Source organism: Dorea longicatena, assembly GCF_024168045.1.
Classification (GTDB): domain Bacteria; phylum Bacillota; class Clostridia; order Lachnospirales; family Lachnospiraceae; genus Dorea_A.
Genome location: NZ_CP100126.1, coordinates 956733 through 980652, shown reverse-complemented (window position 1 = coordinate 980652; position 23920 = coordinate 956733). Strand labels below are relative to the sequence as shown.

Genomic DNA, 23920 nt, shown 5'->3' with positions numbered 1-23920 from the left:
CCTTCCTACTTCTTTACAATTGTTCCAATTTTTCTTAACGGTTTTGTCAGCTTCCATGAAGTTGAATTTTCATAATCTTCTATGATTGCTTCCAACTCTTTTATTTTATTATCTCTGTCTGCTATGTCTTTTTTTAACATAAGTTTTTGCTGTTCATTTCTTCGTATTTCATTTTCAAATACTTCTTCCTTTTTCTTTATGTTTTGAATTATTTCTTGTACTTTCCAATCATTATAAAGATGTTCTCCTGTTAATTCATAAAACTTTTTTATATTTAATTCATATTTACTTTCCAAAATATCTGCCGTTATTTTATCTTGAAGTAAGTTTATCAAATATTCTATACCAACATTTGATATAGTTCTTCCCTGTCCTACAGGACTACACAATAAAAATGCTTTTTCACATTCCAATTCTTCTCTTGATTCAGCATTATTATTTTTAAAATATTTTCCAAATGTTTTTTTCAACACTACATCCGACATTTCATCAAAAAAATGTCTTCTGATATCCACATATTCATTATATGTTCTAGTCATATTCTCTTCCGAAGTATTACTATTATTTATTTCATTATCATATCTTCTCATTCTAACTAATTTTTTACTTATCACGGCCATCGGACATTTTTTTGCAACCCTAACCCAATAATCAAAGTCATGTAATTGTCTATATGCAATATTAAATTCTCCTATTTCTACCATAAGTTTTGTTGTCATAAGTACTGATGTCATTGGTAAACAATTCCCAATAAAGAAAAATGTTTCCAACCATTCCTCTTGACTTTCATAATTTACTGCATATAATTTTTCCAACTCCGAGTCAATTATTTGATCCTTCTCATTAATAATTGCTGCATGCGTAAAACAGATTTTTTGTTCTGAATGATTTTTCAAATATTCCACTTGAATCTCTAACTTGTTTTTTTCCCATAAATCATCACTATCAATTCGTGCAAAATATTCTCCGCGCACTTTTTTCATTCCAATATTAGTCACTGCACATATTTGCTTATTTTCTTTTTCTTCATACAACTCAATTCTCGGATCTTCTATACTATTTATAATTTCAACTGAATTATCAGTCGATCCATCATCGACAATAATCAATTGAAGTTTCGAATATGTTTGCTCCAACACACTTCTTATCGATTTTTCAATTGTGTCCGCATGATTATAATTAACCATCAATACACTTACAAGATCTTTTTTCATTATTGTCCAATTCCTCTCCGTCAACACATATATATTATATTTCAATCTTTATTCTTTGATTTTATAATATTATTAAATATCTTTTTAAAATTCAAACATATAATCCGGATAATCATTATGCCCCGTCTCTAAACAATTTCCATCAACAGTTATTTTTATTCTATCCGCCCGATATGCTTTTATAAAAGTATTGCAGATTCCACCAACAACATAATACTCTTGCGTAGAACCACACGACATAATATACTCTTTAAATTTTTGATCAAAATCAATGTTTATACTCTGCATTCCGTCAATTTCCGATACTTCAAATTTATTAATCTTTATATCTTTATCTATTACTCCTTTATCCGCTAAAGCATTCAATACATTTTTCGGTGTAAGTTCTTTTATTTTTACCATATCCGCAGTAAAAGCAGTTGCATCATCATTACTGTAAAACACACTGATTGTAACATCTTTTTTTGTTTCCGTTTCTGATTTTGATTCTTTATTTTCGTCACTTTCACTTGTTGTATCATTATCCTGCGTTTCTTTTTCTTCTTTTGCTTCTTTTGCTTCTTCTTCTTTGTCAGAATCCTTCTTCGTATTGATTTCTAATTTTTCTGCCTGCTTTTTATCTTGTCCATTTTTCGAAATGTCATTTGTTTTTCCGCTTTCATTACATGCAGTTAACATTGCTATACTTAATATCGTAATTATAAATATTCTTTTCTTCATGTTTCCACACCTCCCCATGTTTTTCCATTTATCGGACTTATATATTTCTATTATAAAATAATTCCTGACTTTTCACAATGAAAAGTCAGGAATATGCATCTTAACTATTTAAACAATCTATATAAGAATTTAACAAAAAATACAATATATAACACAAACAGTAATACTACGCAAAATGTCTCCATATCAAAACGGTTCGTTACTGTTTTTGCAATCAATGTACCATCAACATTATTACCGTTAATTAAGAGTTCAGTTCCTTTTTCTGTCTTTGGTTCGTAAGAGAAACCAACTCCTAATGTTTTCTCTACATCACCGTCAGGATTTTCTACATACAGCGTATATGTCTTTCCTTTACACTCTGAAATCCTGTCAAATCTAAAAACATTAAACTTACTATTTTTAATGTCTTTTAATTTCAATTCAGTTTTTGCTACAATCTTGCCTGTCTCATCATCTTTTAATGAAATCTTTACTGTAGAATCTGCCGGTGCTCCTTGTATGGAACATTTGATTGTTATTCCATCCAGATAGTCCTCTTCCGACACAAATTTCTGTTCAATTTTTCCCGAAAGCACTCCGGTACCCATATATTTACTGGTATCTATTCTGTTATCATACAAAATATGCGTTTTGGCAATATGCGCATATAAAAAGCTAAACATTATAATTACAGCTATGCCAATAACCCATTTCATTATTTTCTTCATTATTGGTCTCCTTTATGAATTTTTATATTCACTACAAATTGGCTCCGCATCTCCAAATCGTTTTAAAACTCCATGATCCAACCAAACAACTTTATTGCATATCGATTCTACCTGTTCAATACTGTGTGAGACGAAAAGAATCGTTGTTCCTCTGTCCATCATACTTCTGATTCTTGCTTCACATTTTTGTTGGAATCTAAAATCTCCTACTGAAAGAACTTCATCTACGATCATAATGTCCGGTGTCCCAATCGTCGCAATCGCAAACGCCAGTCTGGATACCATTCCTGATGAAAAATTCTTAACCGGAACATCCATAAAGTTTTGTAATTCTGAAAATTCTACAATTTCATCATAATATGAATTCATCATTTCCCTTGAATATCCCAGCAGAGCTCCATTCAGGAAAATATTCTCTCGCGCAGTTAAATCAAAGTCGAATCCTGCTCCTAATTCAATCAACGGTGCAACCGTTCCAAACACACTTACAGATCCCTTAGTTGGTTTCAATACTCCTGCAATCGTCTTTAACATCGTACTTTTTCCACTACCGTTCAAACCGATCAGACCTAACGACTCTCCACGGTATACTTCAAATGACACATCTTTTAATGCCCAGAATTCATTATATGACACTTGCTTTTTTAAACTCTTTATAATATATTCTTTCAGACTGTCAAACTTCTCAGACGCAAGATTAAATTTCATAGATACATGATCTACTTTAATAATTAATTCTTTCTCCATGTCATACTCCTAAATATTTAAAATAAACTGATCCTGGTTTCTATAGAATACATAAAATCCAATAATCAAGAATACAACAGTTTCCACAACTGCAACTATCAGCTGACCTATACTGAACACCATGTTATTAATCATTACATCTCTGAACATCATCAGAATATTCGTCAATGGATTTAACATAACAATCTTATATAACCATCCCGGTAAAATTGACATCGGATAAATCACAGGTGTCAAATACGTCAATGCGGTCAGAAATACAGAGTATAAATGCATAATATCTCTGAACTTGACTGTGACTGCTGATAAGATCATACCAACTCCTAATGAGAACAATACTAATAACATCAGCGGAATTGGTGACAGCATTACTGTCCAGTGTAATTCCGAACGCATAGCCATCATAACCAGAAGTAATGCAGTAAATGAAGCCATCAGATTAATAAAGCTTGAAAATACTCTGGAAATAACAAATAAGTATTTCGGTACATATACTTTTTTGATCAATGCTGCATTTCCGGTAATTGCAGACATTGCACTCGATGTAGATTCACTATAAAAATTAAATACAATCTGTCCACTTAATAAATACAGCGGAAAATTTTCAACATCAAATTTAAATAAGTTTGAAAATACTACAGATAAGATAATCATCATAAGCAATGGATTTAACAATGTCCACAGCACACCCAAAACCGATCTTCGATATTTAATTTTAATATCTCTTGAAACCAATTCACTTAAGAGCGGTCTGAATTTCAAAAAATTTTGTATATATCTTGACATATTCTCCTCCAAAAATCATTATTTACAAACGACAATATATTTTAGCATATTCTTTTCTAAATCTCAACCTATTAGCAATATTCTGATAATTAATTGTATAATTCTTACCAAAATAATAGGCGGCTGATGTATTTCATCAACCACCTATATTCATTATTAATGATATACTACCACTGTACTTCCTGTTGGAATAGTATCATAAATCCATTTTGCATTATTAATATTTAATCTGACACATCCATGTGAAAGTGGCATTCCCAGTCTTCCATCCATTAATGTTCCATTTTTATTGTACAAAACTGAATGGAACAAATAATTTCCTCTGAACTGTGTATACCAGTAACATCTCGCCGAACCCGAATCAAAATAGTAACCTTTACTTCCTACCTGGAATGTTCCTTCCACAGTTGGTGTACTTGGTGCTCCATCTGAACAGTCCCAATACTGAATGCAACGCCAGTTTCCCTGCCATCCCTGATAGATTCCTACTTTATGTGTACTTCTGTTTACCAGTAACAAGTACGGTGTTCTGCTTGAATACATATTTGCTTTTGCATTCATAAACTGCTGTGCTGTCTGGATTCTTTCCAGCGAGTAGCTTGTTGAACCAACTGCACTTCTTACACCATTTTTTGTGACATATGCATGTGTATTGTATGTTCCACCATGCTTGTGATTATTACTGTCTACAGTAACACTCCATGTACCGTTTCCTCTGTTAACACCACTATACCAAACGATATCATCCTGACCGTTTGTTTCACTCCATGTAGGAAATTGAACCTGCTCAGCATTTGCTCCCAAAAGCCAGACTTCTCTTTGAGAAGCACTGACATACTTACTATAGAGATAATTGTCCGGATTAATCGTTTGTGAACCTGCGCATACTCCTGTAAAAATACCATTTCCCATAGTCGCATATACGCTCATCTTATAATTTCCAAAATGATATGAATGCTTCTTAACATCCATGGTTGCAGAATATATACCTTCAGCTTCTTTTATTGCTGTATACCAGACAATATCACTCTGGTTATCAGAACACCACGTCGGAATCTGGATTTTTTCGATACCGGAAGGTGCCATAACACCTGAAATTGTTACTTTAAATGTTCCTTTATGTCCATCAATATTTGACACCCGTAATCCCGCATATTTTACCTTTTGCGACACATTAAATGTTGTGTTTGCGATCCACTGTAAATCATTACTTTGTGTTTTGTAATAAGCATTAACATTATATACACCAAGTTCTCTGTGATTTCTAATCGAAACATTCAAACGGTAATCATATTGTCCCACTTTTTCTGCTGTATACCACTTAAGGTCATTTTGTCCTCTTTCATTTCCCCAAACAGCAAAAAGTACTTCTTTTTCTCCACCTGGTACATTCAGATTTTTCAAATTTATCTGATATACACTTTCAGATCCGTCTCTGTCTACTGCCGAAAGTTCTCCATATTCTGGTGACATATCGCAACTTATTCCAGCACTTCCTTTACGCATTCCAGTAATATCTGTCACATATACATTTATCTTATAAACACCACTATGATATTTATGTTTATTAATGTTTGTTTCTACTATATAATTCCCTTCAGAATCTTTTTTAGCTGTATACCAGACTATATTGTCCTGATTACTGTCTGACCAAATTGGAACCTGAACTTTTTTTATCAATTCACCATTTCTTTTTACCGGAATTTTTACTTTTATCTGTCCGCTTTTTTTGTCACATTCCACTTCTGGACGATCCAATTCTGGTTCCTCAACCACAAAATCAGAAGATGTCAATCCTGCCATATTTCCATTTGGTTGTACTGCATATGCATTAACACAATATTTTCCAAGTCCTTTGTGTTTGGAAACATCAAGATTCACCTCATATTGCCCATCTCCATTTTTCTTAGCTGTATACCAGACCAGATCATCCTGTCCGTTTACCTCACTCCATACCGGCACCATAACTTTTTTTATACCGCCAGGTACTTCAAAGTCTTTTACTATTATCTGATAAGAAAAATCACCCTTTTCATTTATCTCTATATTGCCTTTTTTTATATTAAAATCAGTACTTACACTTTTCGCACCATATTGTGCATTCGTTACATCAGTAATATAAACACCGATATTATATTTACCCATGGAATAATTGTGATTCTTTATATCTACATTTACTGTATATTCATTTGTATTTTCTTTTTTCTTAGCCGTATACCAGATTAAATCATCTTGCTCGTTTATCTCACTCCATACCGGCACCTTGATATTCTGAATATTTTCCGCATTATCAATATCCGCTAATCTAACTGTAAATGTGCCTTTTTCCAGATCCTTATTTACAATTTCTGCTGTCGCAATCTTCGGAGTATCGATTGAAAACATTGTTGTTCCTAACTGAATCATATCTCCGGCTTTATTTTCTCCATAGATATGTACATTATATTTTCCCAGACCTTTATGATCACGTATATCAACAGTCAATGTATAATGGCCATTGTTATTTCTTTTAACCGTATACCATTTCAGATCATCCTGTCCGTTCGCATCACTCCATACCGGAATCCATACATTTTTTATACCACCTGGTATATTCACATTGCTTACATCAATATCATATTTTAACTTATCTTTTTTATTTTGCTCAACCGTAGCTGCTATTTCAGATTTATTTAATTCAAAAGAAGTTCCTGTAATACCTGTCAGTTTTCCCTCTGTGTCAACAGCATATACACTTACATGGTATTTTCCCAGCTGATATTTGTGAGCAGACACATCATCTGTTATTATGTAATATCCTTTTTCATTTTTTACTGCACTAATCCATTTCAGGTCATCCTGACCATTTGTATCACACCATACAGCCATCAGCACTTCTTTTATCTTATCCTCATTCTGCACATTTGATAATACAGCAGAAAATGTCCCATTCACATCATCAAGATTTTCTATTTCTACTGTTCCTTTTATAACAGCATTTTTTATCTGTTCATCTTGAATTTGTGTATTAATTTTTTCCTCTGTCGCTTGCTCTTGTTGTAACTGTTTTGAATCTCCTGCGTTATCTGCTATGTTTTCTCCTTCAATTACCTGTGCATTTTCAGAAATTGATTCTTTTGCATAGCTAGCTGTACTGCCCAGCGTCAGGCAAAGCATCAAACTTGCAATAAAGAAAAACCTTTTTTTCATATAGCCACCTCTTTTTCACCTTTCGTCCCTCATATTCTAAAAATATTTCTCAATTAAAAAATATTTTCAGATTTTATAAAACCATCATACCATCTTTTTTTTCTTTTGAAAACAAAAATGTCCTGTAAAATGCTTCATTTACATTTTACAAGACATTGTTCATTAGTTAGCTTTTAAACTTTTAATCATGCTTAATATTTTTTCTGAATATTCTGCATCCGTAGCCCAGCCAATTCCATATGGATTGTTCGCTTTACTTAACCATTGTACATAAAGAGCTTTATTTCTCAGCCAGGTTCCCCAACGTGGATCAACGCACGCATTATTCAGTGCAGCATCACTTGCATAACATTTCAAATGCTGTATTTGAGCTCTTATTCCTTCACGGACATCACTAAATTTTTCTCCAGAAATACCTCCTGTTGCACCCATTCCTGCAAAATTATATTGATCTGGTTTTACATCTCCGCCAAATTTCAAAAAACCCGTTTCTAACATAGCCTGTGTAAAAGCAACTTCTACTCTCACACCTTCTACTTCTGCTTCCTGTTTAAAAATCGTACAATAAATTTCTATATTAGCAGCTCCACCCTTTGCTAATATTCCATTATATTCACTCAAACTTCCTGTATATTTGTCATATGTCAAATTATTTTTTTTATAATATGCAGCCATTTGATTAACTGTCACATCCGAGCTGCCCATAATCGCATACAGCTCTGTGCGTTTTATCTCTAATGTAGATCGTCCAATTCCAGCCTGAATACCATTTCCAGTTTTTACGTAAACATCTGCTTTATATATTCCCTCATGATTTTTATGATTGGCTATATTTACATTCACTCTATATGTTGTATTGTCAATTTTTTCAGCCTTATACCACACTAAATCATTTTGATTCTCTGCACACCAGACCGGAATCAATACTTCTTCTACCCCTGAAGCTGATTTGATATTTTTCACCGTTACATAAAAGGCTCCCTTATTGGCATTATATTCTGAAATACTAATTTCACCTGTCGGTTTCGTTACATTAAATGTAGTTGTTTTCGTTACTCGTTTTCCGTTTGCTAATGTAATATATGCATGTACATTATAGATTCCAAGCGTTTTGTGATTTTTTATCTTTACAGCCTTTGTCCATTCTCCGGTATTCTTTTTCTCTGCATTGTACCAGATCAGATCATCCTGTCCATTTTGATCACTCCATACCGCAAACTGCACCTGGCGAATATTTCCATATACTCCGGCATTTGTCAGACTTATCTGAAATTCTTTTTCAGTTCCTGCAGTATCTTTTGCTTCCAGAGATACATTCGGAACTTTCATCTGACAACTACCTGATGCAATCCCTGTCTGGATTCCATTTCCATCTACGATATAGCATGCAACCTGATAAGTTCCTTCATTATAATTATGATTTCCCATATCAACGGTAATTTTATAGGTTCCGTCTGTCTGATTTTGAGCCGTATACCATACCAGATCACTTTGATTTTGCTGACTCCATACTGGAATCAGTACTTTATTTATTCCTGATTTGCTCTGAATATTACTTACTGTTACTTCTACAGTTCCTTTTTCCTTATCCTGTGTACCCACCGTCAATGTCGCCGTTGGTCTGCTTACATTGAAAGTCGTTGTCTTTGTCTTTACGCTTCCATTTACCAGTGTGATATATGCATGTACATTATACGTTCCCAGTGTTTTATGATCTTTTATCTTTACCTTTTTTATCCATGCAGCGTCATTCTTTTTCTCTGCGGTATACCAAATCAGATCATCTTGTCCTCCTTGTACACTCCATACCGCAAACTGGACCTTACGGACATTCCCGTATGCTGATGTATTTCCTAATGTAATCTGAAATTCTTTTTCAGTTCCTGCAGTATCCTTAATTTCAAGATATGTATTTGGAAGCTTCATCTCACACGTTGTAGACGTAATTCCTGTCTGGATTTCATTTCCATCTACGATATAGCAGGCAACATGATAGGTTCCTTCGTTGTAATTATGGTTTCCCATATCAATCGTAATCTTATAGGTTCCATCCGGCTGTTTCTGTGCCGTATACCATACCAGATCACTTTGATTTTCCTGACTCCATACCGGAATCAGTACTTTATTTATTCCTGACTTGATTTGAATATTGCTTACTGTTACTTCCGCCATTCCATTTGTACTATTTTGTTTTGCCACCGTAAGCTTTGCTGTCGGTTTCGTAACATTAAATGACATTGCTTTTAAGAATACATTGGTTCCATCGTTCAGCACAGCATAAGCATGTACATTATATTTTCCATACCTTTTATAATTTTTTACAGCAATATTGGTTGACCATGTATTTCCGCTTTTTGTTCCCGCATACCATTTCAAATCATCCTGTCCATTCTGGTCGCTCCATACCGCAAACTGGATTCGATTTAATGTATCCGGAACATTTGTAATTTCTGCAGAAACCTTAAAGTTTTTTTCTTCTCCTGTTGTGTCCTGAACTTTACAGTTTGCATTACTGTTGTACATATTACAGGTCATTGTCTGTATACAGGTTACTTTTTCATTTTTATCATATTTATAAATATGTATATTGTATATTCCATCTGCATTTTTGTAATTGGCAGTATTATACTCAAGCTCTACTTCATTCCCTGACTGCTTATTGACTACAGTCCATAAATTATTCGTGTCCTGTCCGTTTTTATCTGACCAGACAGCAACTCTGTAGCTTTCTCCTTCTGAAAGTTTTCCGTTTATTTTTACCGTAAATGTTCTTGTAAAATCATTTTTCTTTACAATTGATGCTGTAAATTTACCGGAATCTAAATCTTTTGATAAGCCAAAATATTTTGCAATTCCCGTAGCATCCGCAACTCCCAGACTCTTAATAAAACTTTCCTGCTTCAGTTTTTGTGCATCTGATGAATTCGTCAAAAAAGCATGTTCTACAATAATCCCAGGAAAACCGGCCAACTTACTATTTCGTATTACGCTGTAATAGTCAGCAATGCTTCCATCCTCATATTTTGACCCATTCTGCGAATTTCGTATTTTTACACCTCTGTCAGCCAATCCCAGGCTGACAAGTTCCTTTTCAATCTCAGATGCTAGTTTCTGTCCATTATTATGTATTTCTGAATTATAGCTGCTGTTCGGATACCATACCTCAGCTCCTTGCGCGGCAGCACTCGCGGAGTTCATATGGATACTTACAAATACATCTGCACCCCAGTTTTTCGCCTTCTGCACACGTTCTTCCAAATCTACAGCCACATCCATACTTCTCGTCATATATACTGTTACGCCCGCGTATTTTTCCAGTTCTTCCTTACAGTACTGTGCTATTTTCAGAGTAAGATTTTTTTCAACCAATCCATTCGCCGATGCTCCGCCATCGCTTCCACCGTGTCCGGGATCCAATACAACAACTTTATTCCTGCTTCTGGCAGTTCCTTCTTCAAGGCTTTGTGTTGAAATTGCTGATTCCGTTTCACTTAAAGTTGCAGCAATATCTGTTGATGCAGCAACTAATTTCCCAGACTCCACATCAACTACCGAAGCCTCTATTTCCGGTTCTGTATCTGTATCAGAGCTTCCCAATTCATATCCCTCATAATTCTCATCTACACCGAATTTGGCATTAACACCTATGGACTCCAGATCAATGGAATATTCCATTCCATTAAGAATGTATGTAAATGTTTTTACAGAATAAACGCCCTTTTCTTCTTCCGAAAAACTATGTGAAAAAAGGAACAATTCTTCATTCTTTTCGCTAAATGCAAAATCTATTACACTTCCATCAGCCTTTTGAAAACTTAATCTTGGCTGTTCAATATTCTCAGTTCCTTTTCCAAAAGATACTACAACTTTCTGTTCCCCAGGACTTTGGAGATATCCCTGATCTACAGCCAGATAATTAATAACCGCCTGTTCTTCCTCTGAACTTTCTGTTGTTGCGGCAGCTTCTGTTGTTGTATGATCTTCCGTCACATTTTCCGTCTGATTTTCTGCCGTATTTCCCTCGTTTTCTCTATCATTTTCTGAGTTACCCTGTGTTATTTCACTTGTTTGCCCGTTATTATTTTGATTTTCTACTATTCCATTATTAGTTTCCTGTACTTCAGCAGCTGCCACACTGACATTTCCAGTAACACTTGTCAAAAGCATAATGGCAGATAAGAAAATTGCTATTTTTCTTTTCATCTTTTTCCTTCCTTTTATTTATCCTAATGTGAACGGTGCCTTGTCAATTGGGAAATTTGGATTATAGAATGGATCTCCTTTTTCCAAAATTTCTGGCCATTTTTTCTGGAATTTTGCTACTTCTCCTTCAAAACGTTTTAATTTTTCCGGAGTATCTTCATATCCTCTTGATTTCGATTCATAATGATACCACTCTGAAAATGCATTAAATACAACCCACTTTCCAGTTTCTCTTACTTTCAGACAGTAGTCCACATCATTACATGCAACAACAAATTGTTCATCGAATCCACCAACCTGCTCAAACAGTTCTTTTTTAGTAATCATACAAGCTGCTGTAACAGCGCTATAATTACAGTTAATCTGCGCTCTGACCATATATCCATAATCATCTCTTCGAATTCCTATATTTACATGTCCTGCATATCCACCGAATCCTACTACAACACCAGCATGCTGTACTGTATCATCCGAATATAACAGTTTTGCACCAACAACACCGACATCTTCTCTCATACAGCATCCCAGTAATTCATTGATAGCTGTCGGTGTAATCATCTCTGTATCGTTATTTAAGAAGAGTAAATATTCCCCTTTTGCAAAGCTCACACCATAATTGTTAATAGCAGAATAATTGAATCCCTCTTCCCATTTGACTACTTTTACATTCTCATACTCTTTCTGGAGTTTCTCATAATATGTAAAAGTTTTATCTTCTGTACTGTTATTTTCAACGATGATAAATTCAATATTTTTATATTCACTTTTATTTATAATTGATTTTACACACTTATCTAAATCATCTGTATGATCTTTATTCGGAATAATAATCGAAACAAGTGGATTACCTGGAGTCTCATAAATCACATGATACATTCCCCAAAGCCCTGTATGTTCTACTTTAGCTTTCACACCTATACGTTTAAAGTGATCTTCAATTGCTCTTTTTCCTGCGTCATAAGCATACATTTTACTTGCCGGATCACCTGCAACAGAATTCATATGTATTCTCCAATGATATAATATCATCGGAATATGTTTAATACTGTCGGCACTTTCAATACATCTGAACATCAGATCATAATCCTGTGAACCATCATATTCTGGTCTGAATCCGTCAATTTCTTTAATAATATTTGTTTTCACAACAAAGAAATGGGTAATATAGTTATGTGAACAGAATAAATCCATACTGAAATCAGGCTTAAAGTTTGGATCATTATGTTCTTTCCCATCTCCGGTAATCTTGTCTTCATCTGTATATAAGATGTCATACTCTTTTTCCTGTAATGCTTTTACCACTTCATATAAAGCATTCGGTGCAAGAATATCATCATGATCAAACAATCCTACATACTCACCGGTTGCCAGTTCTAACGCTGCATTCGTATTTCCTGAAATTCCTTCATTTTTTTCCAGTAATGTATATTTAATTCTGTCATCCTGTTTTGCATATTTTTCCAATTCAGCCTCTACTGCAGCATCACCTTCGCTTCCGTCAGCAATACATAATTCCCAATTGCTATATGTCTGATCAACAACAGAATCTATCATTTCTCTCAGGAAATTAATCGGTGTTTTGTATGTCGGAACAATAATACTGATCTTTGGTTCGAATTCGAATTTAACTTTTTTCTGCTTTTCAAGTTCTTCTTTTGTTGGTTTATTTAATTCAAACCATTCACCGTACGGCATTGTAGATGCATTTACACGACTTACAATATATTCCTTCAGTCCTTTTACACCATGTTTTCTGATATGGTTAATCCCTTTTTCTATATTCTTCTTATTGATGCATTTTACTAATTGTTTTGCAAAGCCCCTGCGAGCTTCTACTTTATTATTTCTGCGGATAACTTCCGGTTTTAATTCGATTCTTTTTCTCTTCTTTTTATCTGCGATTGATAAGTAATATATTTTTTCTTCTTCATATGGAAATTCAATTGTAAATCCGCATTTCGAATTTTCTTCTTCTACCAGACCTGCTTCAACAAGATCTTTACGATCATTTCTTGCTAATTTAACGTCTTCTGCCGCTTCCATTTTTTCATTTAAAATACTTATCTTCAACTGATCTACTCCCCAGTCAGAAATAGTCCATCCACCAATTAAAATCTTAACATCTGTTATTCTGACATAATCCAAATTATACGCAATCGTGCTGTCATCCTTTATTTTATCAATTTCTTTTTTATTTATACTGCAGATTTTATCAATCTTCTCTCCACATTTTACAAACAATTCGACCTTTTCTAATGCATCGTTATCTTTCGGCCAACATGCTTTTATATTGAAACCACTCTTCAGCGGAACATTATATTTTTTCTGATATTTTTTCTCTACATCAGAACGTTTATTCCTCTTTACTTCACTTTCTACAACTTCACCATTCATCTTTATAAAAAACTCAATATTTCTATTTTCTATATCAAAACACCAACCCGTTATGCGCACATAATTTTCATAAGGCTCTAATCTGTATACTTTTGTATCAACATGAAATTTACAATTCATTACTATTTTCTCCTTTTTGTTTAGTCTGTAGAACTTTTCTTCCGAATACATAGTTATAAAGAAAAGAATATGCTACAAATTTTATTGTAGCATATTCTTTCTTCATTCACAATCTCAATATACGCTTTTACTATATGTATAAATTCTTCCTATCTATTATTCTTCATGCCGATTTCGAGCTGATTCAATTCGATTTCATATAATTGTCGATGTTTTTTCACAACAACATCTAAGATCAAACCGCAAATCCATAATAAAATACCAACTGTAAACACAACACCTGACACTATAATGGTCGGGATTTTTTCTACCAGTCCGGTGTGAATATAGCTGACAAATACCGGAACAAAGAATCCTATTCCTAACAATAAGCAAATAATTGAAGCACACGAGAAAAACAGAAGTGGTTTATAATCTCTAAATAAACTTGCAATAGTCTTCAATACTTTCATTCCATCACTGACTGTATTTAATTTTGATTCGCTTCCCTCTGGTCTGTCCCTATATGTTACAGGAATTTCTTCCAATAAAAAGTTCTTGTCTAAAGCATGAATGGTCATTTCGGTTTCTATCTCAAACCCTTTTGACAAAACCGGAAAACTTTTTACAAACAGTCTGCTGAATGCGCGATAGCCTGTCATGATGTCCTTTACATTACTATGAAACAAATGATTAATTAAGCCACGTACTATTCTATTCCCCATATTATGAAAAGGTCTTTTGTTTTCTGTAAAGTATGTAGACGAAAGTCTGTCCCCTATAACCATATCTACACCTTTATTTAAAACCAAATCAACCATTTCTCTTGCATTTTCGGCCGGATATGTATCATCTCCATCTATCATCAAATAACATTCTGCATCTATATCCCGAAACATACTGCGGATTACATTACCCTTTCCCTGTCGGTATTCATAAACCACTTTTGCTCCTGCTTTTCTGGCTAATTCATCTGTATGATCACTGGAATTATTATCATATACATAAATTGTAGCCTCTGGCAAAGCTTCTTTGTAATCAGATACAACTTTTTCAATTGTTAAACTTTCATTGTAGCACGGTATCAACACTGCTATTTTATCCATTTTATTTCTCTCCTATATCATAAATTTTATAATTATCACTGTTGTATACTACGATACACGAATCATCTTCATAAGTCAATAAGTCATTTCTGCTGTATATATATTTAACTCCTAATTTTCTCAGGTCTTTTAATGTTATATACAAATAAACCTGATCCGGCGCATCTCCCACTTCATATTTGGGTTTTCCAGATTGCTTTACAAATATATGGATATGTGCATATCTATTATACACTTTTTCATGTTGTCCAGTTGGATCAAGTTTTTTCCCAAAAGCTAAATTCGGATAGACATTTGTAGAATTTATCGTTGGTGCTCCTGCCATTACCGGGAAATTAATGGTTGGAATTCCTTCGCCTTCAACAATCCATTTTGCACCTTTATCCTCATTTACAATTTTCTCTATCGCCTGATATTCTCTTAAATTTGTAACTGAATCAATTCCCGATCTAACCGGATTAACCAATCCTCCGCTTATCAACATTAGTCCAATACACATATAACTCCAAAACTTCTTATTAGCAGCATTTCTTAATATACCATAGAAAATTACTGCAAATGCCATGATAGAAATCCATAAATATTTTTCAGAATAGTATTCTGGATTAATATTAAAAACAATTTTATTCAAACATACGGATAATATAAAGGCTGCCAAAGCTGAGATTATCTTATTAAACGATTCTTTTATCAAACTCATCGCACGAATCATTAATAAAATATTACACATTCCAAATGCAATCATTGCACGACTACTTTGAACATTACTTAATAATGTGATTTTGGCTAAAATTTCAGGGAATCCAATAATACTATAAATTCCCAGGAAACAACTGACAATTGATAGTACAATTAATAATTTATCTTTCGTCTTATATTTAATCGTATACCAGATTGCAGGAAAATAACACACAGGAAAGAAATCAATAAACATTGCATTTTCACATACATTTGATTTGATGGAAAGTCCAAACATTGATTGCCAGATATTTGACATATATAATATTAAATTCTCTCCGGAGCCTCCGCCAGTCTCACACCTACTTCCCGGGTATACTGTATTAGTTAAAAGCTGGATTGTCTCTTTTGATTTCCAAAATGTCAATCCCAGTATCAAAATTGTAGATGTTACTGCAATAATTATAATAAGTATATCTTTTATTTTTATATGAAATTTTTTATAATTTTCCCATATTATCCAAACAAATATTCCAAGCAGCACATACGCCAATGAAATCTGCCAGGCTGGATACATGGTCAGTATATATCCCCCCGCACAAATCATTATCACTACTACATAAGGAATTCTCTGCACGGAATTTTCGGTATTCATATATTTCCATACCATAACCATTGAAAGCTGCATAAAAATCAACATTTCAACTAAACCATTAATCGCAAACCACCACTGAACAACCGGTGCAAACGAGATCAAGAAACTTAATACCACTGACAATCTTTTATTTTTACCAGTAACCAGCATTCCGAATTCAAAAGTAACCATAAAAAGTGCAATCAGTCTTCCGCACCAAAAAAATGCCATTCCTTTTGCTATTGGTAAAAAAAGATATCCAAGATAAAATGGTCTGAATATCATCGCAATAAATTGAACCGGTTGTCCATATTCAAAAAATACATCTGTACTACCTGCTCTGATCGTATCGCTGAAATATGGAAACTTTCCTGTGAAATTATGATACTGCGAAAATAACATAGGTGTGGAAACAGCCCATTCATCTGTACGGATTGCCCTTGATACTCCCCATATTACATTATTATCATCTCCACTTAGATACCCACACCACATTCCTATAGATGAGCCATTTATTTCAAATATAATACCCAGAACAAACAAAACACCTGCTATTACAAATCTATATTTATAGATAACAGAAGATACATCAATTTTTCTATATTCTATAATGCAAAAAATAAAACTGAAAACAATGAATAATGTAATTGTATTCCCTTCTTGGAAAGCATGTAATACAGTATCTGTTAAATCAATGTTCAAATAGTCATTTCCAACCACCTCTACCATATAAATATATGTATTCCAAATAAGTGCTATACAAAAAGCACTTACTATTCCAAGCATATATTTATATGTTTTTTTCATACCATCACCCATACCATCAACTCCTCTATTTTTTTTCCAGAATCAATTTTCTGGTCACGAAATTATATACCATCACAATTATTGTAGCTGCAATTTTCGCTATCATATAAAAAATCTTTAATTTATCCACGCATAACCACATAATTACCTGATTAATTCCAAGTCCAATAATACTTAAGCCAATAAAAATCAAGCATTCTTTTACTTTATTATTTTTTTTGTCTGTTTCAAATACATATTTCAGGCTTAAAATATAATTTACAATAACAGATACCGAAAAAGAAATTCCTGAAGATATCAAATAATTTATACTTATTACTTCAGTCAGAAAAATCAGCAAACCATAATCTATAACAAAACACATTCCTCCTACTATACCAAATTTTATTATTTGCTTAATCAGATTAATCATTTAATCGTTTTTCTCCTTTCAACATATCAATAATTATTGCATCGAAATCCTCAGCTTTTATCTACTTAACAAAAACAGCAAACAAAGTGATCCAAGCCATTTACATTCTCAGATCACTTTTAATCATTAATATATACTTTCTTTATTCCAATTTTACCATATCTTGCGCAACATTGTATTGTGTACCTGTACCGTCGATCATATATACATGAATATTATACATCCCTTTATTTTTTGTTTTCTTTTTCACATTAACTTTTCCTGTCCATTTTCCATCATCCTGAACAGCTAGCGGAACCCATTGTAAATCACTTTGATCCCGGTTACTCCACACTGCTGCACTTGCCGACTGTACACCATTTTTCATATTTTTCAAATCATCAACTGATATTTTTATTTTGTACTTTTTGTCTGCAATATGTTGTTCTTTTGTTTTTATTTGTGCCTCTGGACTTTCTTCTTCATTCTGTTCATCGTTATCTTGCTCTATTACTTTACCTTTATTTATATTTGCCATTTTATGCATTAGTTTCGATTGCTTGGATAACTCGATTTTTTCTTTTTCTATTCCATATTCTTCACTTAACGTTTGTCTATCTGAAAACAAATTTGTTCCAAGTCCCAATCTGTCTCCCACTATCTCTGCTCCCAATGCTGCTATTGTTGTAGGAAAATTATCAAATGTCGTATAAACTCTTCTTTTTTCACCACTACTTGCTACTGCCGGATTAATATATGTTGTATACACTTTTCTATCATAATCTGTGTCAACATCTTCGCAAAAATCACTATCCATAGTTAAATGATCCCCGGATATAACAATCGTTGTGTTCTGCGCGAAACTTTGTTGTTCAACCCAGTCAACAAACTCTTTCACCTGTTTACTCGAACATGCCATAACATTCGCATACTGATTTTTTCCAAAAGTATACGGGCATTTTTCACATATATACCCGTCCTCAAAATGTGTATCTACTGTAAGCATTGTCAGATTAAACGGAGTATCCTGTTGTGACAATTCTGTCAGTTTATTTTTTGCAAACTCAAATAATTTTTCGTCTTCATATCCCCACCAGACTTTATAATCTTCTGGAATCCATCCATTTTCAATCGCATAATTATAATCCAGGATATCATAATCGCCATGTTCTTCAAAATATAATCTTCTTCCACCAAAAGTTGCATCAGATCCAATTAAAAGTGTTTGTGAATACCCTTCTTTTTGTAAAATATCGCCCAAAGTAGTGGTGTCTTTAAAGAAAGTATCCTGTGTATCCATCGCATTATCATCAATAGAAATACTTAAAGGTAATCCAGAAGTCTGCGCAAACATTGCTCCCATTGTCCACGTAGCCCCCGGCATAGCGTATCCTCCATTTAATTTTTTACTTTTTCCCGAAAAATCCTCATTAGCCTGTGCCAATTCTGTAAGTTCAGGTATAACATTCTTTTTAAATGCACCTCCATTTTCATTATCGGAATATGTTGCTTCCATCGACTCTAAAAAAATATATATTAAATTTCTTTTCTGCTCAGGAAATGAAACATTCGTTGTAGACGGATCTGCATAATTATCATCAATAAATTCAGAATATGTATGCTGGCCTTTCAAATATTCACCGATATTTAACTTGTGCCATGTGACAGCTACTGCCGTTCCAATCACAACAATTCCCATCAAACATATAACAATCATCATTTTGTTTATGTTTTTCTTTTTTAGACTGCAAATTACCCAAATAGCAACCACTGCAGCCAAACAAATTACTGCCGGAACGACACATTTAAGGCAATACGCTTTTATCATATCCGTATTGGTGCCTTCCAGAGATGTCGTTAAATGAAACACCAACTCATCCATTGTCAGACTTGTCCATGTATCAAACATCCATTTAGCACTAAAAGCAAGTAACACTGACACTACCATCAATAAACTGCTTAAAATTATTCCTATATATTTAAATATCTTATGTTTCTTCATTATCTTTTCGGGAACGTCTCCTAAACATATCGTTTTGGCCCATTCATTCTCCTCTTTCACCCTTACATCTGTATAAAATCTTACTCTCCAAGCCCGCTCTCAACCGCATCCACCATTGCTTTCATGGCCTCTTCTTCATCTTCCCCGTCGCAGATAAGCTCGATTTCATCTCCCGATTTCACGCATGCTCCAAGGACACTCAATACACTTTTCGCATTTGCTGCAGTGTCATCGTTATACATGAATTCTACTTTGCATTTGTATCTGCTTGCTATGTTACAGAACATCCCTGCAGGTCTGAGATGTAGTCCCGTCGGATTTGTTATTGTAACTTTCTGTCTGATCATAATGTATTCTCCCCATTTCTGTCTGTTATTCGCTCTGGCCGTTCTGATTGTTTTCATCTGTCTTTGTCTGACTGCTGTTCTGGCTTTCACCCTGTGTTTTACTGCTCTGCTTTGAATTTTCAAGTGTGATCTCCACATTCACTTCATTCACAAGTGTGCAGCCATCCGGCAGTTCGACAGACACCGGAACAGTATATGTACCAGGCTCTGTATAATTCTTAAGATCAATGCTGACTTTCTTCGCAGGTGAGAACAGATTCAACACATCATTCGGTCCCTTCACCTGTATCTCCAGATCAACGGTAGATCCGTAATTGATGCTCAGTCCGTCCGCTATATTCTCCAGGATGATCGATCCTGTCGATATCTCAAAGCTCTTTGTTCCCGGCTGTTGTACCTGGATGGATATTACCACCTTATTCGCATTCTCTTCCGCAAGGGATACACCGCTCGGAAGATAAGATGAGATATCAATGGTCTGCTCCGTTCTCTGTGTCAGTTCTTCCAATTTCAGGGCACTCGGTGGAATATCGATCTCCGAGATCTCGGCAAGCGTACTCTTATCACCTGTCACTTCCACTTCCTGCGGTTCTACCGTGATCTTGCCAAGTTTATACCCTTCTGCTGCCGACACCTCTGATGTATCCACTTTAAGCGGCACGCTTTTCACCTGAAGCAGTTCTACCTCAACACTGACACCTTCTTTTCCAAGGTTGTTTGCAAGAAGTGTCTGGTCGATCACATTATTATTTGCATCATACAGTACCAGTTTTGCTTCTACCGTCTCATCTTCAGATAATCCGGATACATTTGCTTCTGCTGTTACTTTTGCAATATTGTTAATGATTCTCTTCGGTCCGCGAAGTGTTACTTTTTCCGGAAGTGCTTTCAGACTTCCTACTTCATATCCGTTTCTTACCGTTCCTGTTGTTGTCGGTGTGATTGGGAAATTATTCTTCGCTTCCTCATCTATCTGAATCTGCAGATTTCTTGGATTTGCCGTTGCCTTTTCATATTTTCCTGTATATCCTTTGACCGTCACTTCAATCGGCACCTGTGTACGAAGCGTCAGTTCTTTCATGTTCGCTGTCGCAACAATATCCTCTGCCCTGATCTTATCCAGTACCGACCGCTGTGCTGTAACTGTTACATTAATCTCCTGCGTGTTATCCACGATCTGATACGTATTATTATTATCCGTAATCACTTCTTCATGCGTTACCTGCACCGGGATATTGGAAAATGTCTTGTCATCCACCGGGTCATCGATATTCACTACAACCAGCCATAAGAATGCCGCAATCAGGAAAGCCAGTATTTTCAGCGCAAGATTGTTAGTTATTCTTTTTCGCATGCTTCCGCCATCCTTTCCACATTGCCTTTATTCTGTTGGTTTCACTGCTCTTATGCTGTACCTCTTCCAGCTTCACACGAAGTTCTGCTTCATTGATACTTCTTGTAAGCTCTCCTCCCTGTGCGACTGACACAGCTCCTGTCTCTTCTGATACCGTAATGACCAGTGCATCACTGACTTCGCTCATTCCTACTGCCGCACGGTGTCTGGTGCCCAGATCCTTGCTGATCCCCATATTATCCGAGAGAGGAAGATAGCAGGTCGCCGAGACGATCCTGTCACCTCTTACGATGATCGCACCATCATGAAGCGGTGTATTATGTTCGAAGATATTGATCAGCACCTGACTTGATACCAGACAGTCCATCTGGATTCCGGTGCTTTCATATTCCGTAAGCCGTATTGCCTGTTCTACGACGATCAGAGCCCCTGTCTTGACTTTTCCCATGGCAAAGCATGCACGGATAATATCCTCTCTTGTTTCTTCACTGAAACGTATCTCCCGGTTCTGTTCAAAAGGAACAACTGATGTCAGGAATTGCTTCTCTCCAAGCTTTTCCAGTGCCCTCCGCAGTTCCGGCTGAAATACTACAATTGCCGCTGTAGCCATGACCGTCAGTGAATTTCTCGCGATGAACAGGATCGTATGCATCTTGAATATAGCTGCGAGAAGAATAAAGCCCGCAAGTACAATGATTCCTCTGAGCAGCATCCATGCTTTCGTATTCTTTATCCATATGATGATCTGATAGATCAGAAAAGTGAGGATCAGAACTTCTATGATATCTGTGATATGCACTCTCGGAATATAAAGTCCAATTCCATATTTATCAATAAAATCTGCAATTGTCTGTCCCATTCCTCTCACCTCCCTGCATGGTTTTTAATGATTTTTTCTGTCTTTCTATCTTTTTCTGCGGTTGCCTGCATGAAATTCATTTTCCAGACTCTGTGTCAGAAGCATCTTATCTACATCTTTCATGTCATGTTTCTTCGGTGCCGGTCCTCTCTTCGGCGAATGCTTTCTTGCCTGACTTGCCCGGATCTGTGCCGGACTTCTGTAGTCTGCATCACCATATGACGGCTTCCGTTCTGTTTCTCTTTTCTGTCCATGTCCCGCATGTACTTCCAGATCGATGGCTTTTGTCTCTTCTTCCGCCGTATCCTGCGACAAACGTTTTACCGCTTCTGCATCGATGATCTCCGTCTCCTGACGTTCATTGATCTTCTTCACAGTCTTCTCCGGCGTTGTCATGGCAACCTTCGGTATTGCTTTTACATAGTAATAATATTCATCGTCTTCAAACTGCAGACGTTCACTTCTTGCATAATCTACCGAGAACAGGAATAATTCCAGCACAAGTCCTGCAACGGCTGCCACAATATTTCCTATGATCAGCGGACCATAGGAGGTGTTTACGCCCAGTGCAATACTTCCCATTGCCGTTACGACCACATTGGCAATTGCTCCCGCAATAATCCCAATCTTCCAGGCATGATCCAGTTCCTGTCTGCGAATGGTATAAATGATAAAAAATCCAATGATAAATGCAACTATGTAGAGCCACATTTCTTTATTCTGGAACACTTTCTGTACGTATGTGCTGATCTCGGCAAGCATTGCCTTACTTCCGGACGTCTTAGATGCCGCACTTATTTTCTTAAGATATTCCATCATATAATATACAACAGTTCCACATCCCATCGGTACAAGACTTACCGGTGTATAGATCAACGCACATGCAACCGGTACCACAAACGGTATCTTAAGTGCAAATGCAATCGGTGTCAGAAGCACAACAAATGCCATCTTCGGTGCCAGTCTGATATAAAATATATACATGATCAGGAAGATCAGTGCAGACACTGCGAATATGCCTATGGACGCTGCCAGTGTATGTGCAAGCAGCAGTATCGTTGCAAGCACCACCATAACCGCAGGTGGAAGGAAAGTAGCAACCACAGCCAGCCCCAGAGAGATCACCGGTGAGGAAAGTGATTTCATAAATCCTGTATTCTGATTGATCATTGTAAATGTTATCATTGCCAGTATGAACTGAAAGGCTTTATCAAATGACTTGGAATGCTTCCCATAAACCGCTTCTATTCTTTCACGTATTACATATATATTGTCCATCTATCTTTTCTCCTTTTCATACATTTTCAGCAGTTGAATCAGATTATGATTATACTTTTTCACTCTTTTCCTTGCCTTTTTGTGTTTCTCATTATAAATGTGACTGGCAATTCCGCAATATACGATCACCACACCCACATAGCCTGCCAGAATGATCAGAAAAAGGAACAGGATCAGACCATTCGACATATTACTCATTATATCCTCCACACCGGCCAGTAAAAGCAGCGCCACCAGACACACATAACCGACTGATACGCTCAGAAATGCATATATAACGTGCAGGCTTGCATAATCTTTTCTATAATAGGAACTGATCTTAAAATCTTCTTTTCCATAAGTCTCTTCATAGAGAGCAAGCTTTGTCATTAATTTTACTTTTCTCTCATCTAACATATATCC

General features: G+C 35.4%; 17 protein-coding genes. All 17 read right to left on the bottom strand.

The annotated features are described in order from the left end of the window. Positions 1–5 precede the first annotated feature (5 nt). Positions 6–1214: a glycosyltransferase gene (locus NKF87_RS04645; RefSeq protein WP_117597186.1), complete on the bottom strand. Its 1209-nt coding sequence runs from the start codon at positions 1212–1214 to the stop codon at positions 6–8. 84 nt (positions 1215–1298) lie between these two features. Then, entirely contained in the window at positions 1299–1934 is a 636-nt protein-coding gene (locus NKF87_RS04640) for a GerMN domain-containing protein (RefSeq protein WP_181978312.1), read from the bottom strand. Between the two features lie 104 nt (positions 1935–2038). Further along, positions 2039–2644: a hypothetical protein gene (locus NKF87_RS04635; RefSeq protein WP_117597182.1), complete on the bottom strand. Its 606-nt coding sequence runs from the start codon at positions 2642–2644 to the stop codon at positions 2039–2041. A gap of 12 nt (positions 2645–2656) precedes the next feature. Continuing rightward, positions 2657–3391: an ABC transporter ATP-binding protein gene (locus tag NKF87_RS04630; protein ID WP_117597180.1), complete on the bottom strand. Its 735-nt coding sequence runs from the start codon at positions 3389–3391 to the stop codon at positions 2657–2659. A gap of 9 nt (positions 3392–3400) precedes the next feature. After that, the gene (locus NKF87_RS04625) at positions 3401–4177 is read right to left on the bottom strand and encodes an ABC transporter permease (protein WP_028087419.1); all 777 of its coding nucleotides are present in this window, start codon (positions 4175–4177) and stop codon (positions 3401–3403) included. Positions 4178–4333: 156 nt separating this feature from the next. Next, positions 4334–7366, bottom strand: a complete 3033-nt coding sequence (locus tag NKF87_RS04620) for a GBS Bsp-like repeat-containing protein (RefSeq protein ID WP_117597178.1) — start codon at positions 7364–7366, stop codon at positions 4334–4336. A gap of 162 nt (positions 7367–7528) precedes the next feature. Continuing rightward, positions 7529–11569 carry a GBS Bsp-like repeat-containing protein gene (locus NKF87_RS04615; RefSeq protein ID WP_117597176.1) on the bottom strand — a complete coding sequence of 1347 codons (4041 nt, stop codon included), beginning with the start codon at positions 11567–11569 and terminating at the stop codon, positions 7529–7531. An 18-nt stretch (positions 11570–11587) separates the two neighbouring features. Beyond that, positions 11588–14083, bottom strand: coding sequence for a glycosyltransferase family 2 protein (locus NKF87_RS04610; RefSeq protein WP_181978311.1), 2496 nt, complete (start codon positions 14081–14083; stop codon positions 11588–11590). A 149-nt stretch (positions 14084–14232) separates the two neighbouring features. Next, positions 14233–15168, bottom strand: a complete 936-nt coding sequence (locus tag NKF87_RS04605) for a glycosyltransferase family 2 protein (RefSeq protein WP_117597174.1) — start codon at positions 15166–15168, stop codon at positions 14233–14235. A 1-nt stretch (position 15169) separates the two neighbouring features. Next, positions 15170–17299 (bottom strand): DUF7657 domain-containing protein, encoded by a 2130-nt coding sequence (locus NKF87_RS04600; protein WP_253584064.1) that lies wholly within the window; start codon positions 17297–17299, stop codon positions 15170–15172. A gap of 13 nt (positions 17300–17312) precedes the next feature. Then, positions 17313–17699, bottom strand: coding sequence for a GtrA family protein (locus tag NKF87_RS04595; protein WP_117597170.1), 387 nt, complete (start codon positions 17697–17699; stop codon positions 17313–17315). 142 nt (positions 17700–17841) lie between these two features. Next, entirely contained in the window at positions 17842–19740 is a 1899-nt protein-coding gene (locus NKF87_RS04590) for a sulfatase-like hydrolase/transferase (protein ID WP_242998810.1), read from the bottom strand. A gap of 20 nt (positions 19741–19760) precedes the next feature. Continuing rightward, positions 19761–20027, bottom strand: a complete 267-nt coding sequence (locus tag NKF87_RS04585; RefSeq protein WP_117597263.1) for an HPr family phosphocarrier protein — start codon at positions 20025–20027, stop codon at positions 19761–19763. Between the two features lie 25 nt (positions 20028–20052). Further along, entirely contained in the window at positions 20053–21381 is a 1329-nt protein-coding gene (locus tag NKF87_RS04580; RefSeq protein ID WP_117597168.1) for a YbbR-like domain-containing protein, read from the bottom strand. After that, on the bottom strand, positions 21362–22240 hold the full coding sequence (cdaA, locus tag NKF87_RS04575; RefSeq protein WP_117597166.1) for a diadenylate cyclase CdaA: 879 nt from the start codon (positions 22238–22240) through the stop codon (positions 21362–21364). The genes NKF87_RS04580 and cdaA overlap by 20 nt, the downstream gene beginning before the upstream one ends. A gap of 45 nt (positions 22241–22285) precedes the next feature. Then, a complete protein-coding gene (locus NKF87_RS04570; protein ID WP_117597164.1) occupies positions 22286–23518 on the bottom strand; it encodes a hypothetical protein in 1233 nt (410 codons plus the stop codon). After that, positions 23519–23914: a hypothetical protein gene (locus tag NKF87_RS04565; RefSeq protein ID WP_028087429.1), complete on the bottom strand. Its 396-nt coding sequence runs from the start codon at positions 23912–23914 to the stop codon at positions 23519–23521. Positions 23915–23920: the final 6 nt, after the last annotated feature.

Coding starts and splice junctions, on each gene's coding strand:
- NKF87_RS04635 (WP_117597182.1), bottom strand. CDS start 2,644: ATGAAGAAAATAATGAAATGGGTTATTGGCATAGCTGTAATTATAATG.
- NKF87_RS04565 (WP_028087429.1), bottom strand. CDS start 23,914: ATGTTAGATGAGAGAAAAGTAAAATTAATGACAAAGCTTGCTCTCTAT.
- NKF87_RS04610 (WP_181978311.1), bottom strand. CDS start 14,083: ATGAATTGTAAATTTCATGTTGATACAAAAGTATACAGATTAGAGCCT.
- cdaA (WP_117597166.1), bottom strand. CDS start 22,240: ATGGGACAGACAATTGCAGATTTTATTGATAAATATGGAATTGGACTT.
- NKF87_RS04620 (WP_117597178.1), bottom strand. CDS start 7,366: ATGAAAAAAAGGTTTTTCTTTATTGCAAGTTTGATGCTTTGCCTGACG.
- NKF87_RS04585 (WP_117597263.1), bottom strand. CDS start 20,027: ATGATCAGACAGAAAGTTACAATAACAAATCCGACGGGACTACATCTC.
- NKF87_RS04615 (WP_117597176.1), bottom strand. CDS start 11,569: ATGAAAAGAAAAATAGCAATTTTCTTATCTGCCATTATGCTTTTGACA.
- NKF87_RS04645 (WP_117597186.1), bottom strand. CDS start 1,214: ATGAAAAAAGATCTTGTAAGTGTATTGATGGTTAATTATAATCATGCG.
- NKF87_RS04595 (WP_117597170.1), bottom strand. CDS start 17,699: ATGATTAATCTGATTAAGCAAATAATAAAATTTGGTATAGTAGGAGGA.
- NKF87_RS04570 (WP_117597164.1), bottom strand. CDS start 23,518: ATGGACAATATATATGTAATACGTGAAAGAATAGAAGCGGTTTATGGG.
- NKF87_RS04600 (WP_253584064.1), bottom strand. CDS start 17,299: ATGGGTGATGGTATGAAAAAAACATATAAATATATGCTTGGAATAGTA.
- NKF87_RS04625 (WP_028087419.1), bottom strand. CDS start 4,177: ATGTCAAGATATATACAAAATTTTTTGAAATTCAGACCGCTCTTAAGT.
- NKF87_RS04640 (WP_181978312.1), bottom strand. CDS start 1,934: ATGAAGAAAAGAATATTTATAATTACGATATTAAGTATAGCAATGTTA.
- NKF87_RS04630 (WP_117597180.1), bottom strand. CDS start 3,391: ATGGAGAAAGAATTAATTATTAAAGTAGATCATGTATCTATGAAATTT.
- NKF87_RS04605 (WP_117597174.1), bottom strand. CDS start 15,168: ATGGATAAAATAGCAGTGTTGATACCGTGCTACAATGAAAGTTTAACA.
- NKF87_RS04580 (WP_117597168.1), bottom strand. CDS start 21,381: ATGCGAAAAAGAATAACTAACAATCTTGCGCTGAAAATACTGGCTTTC.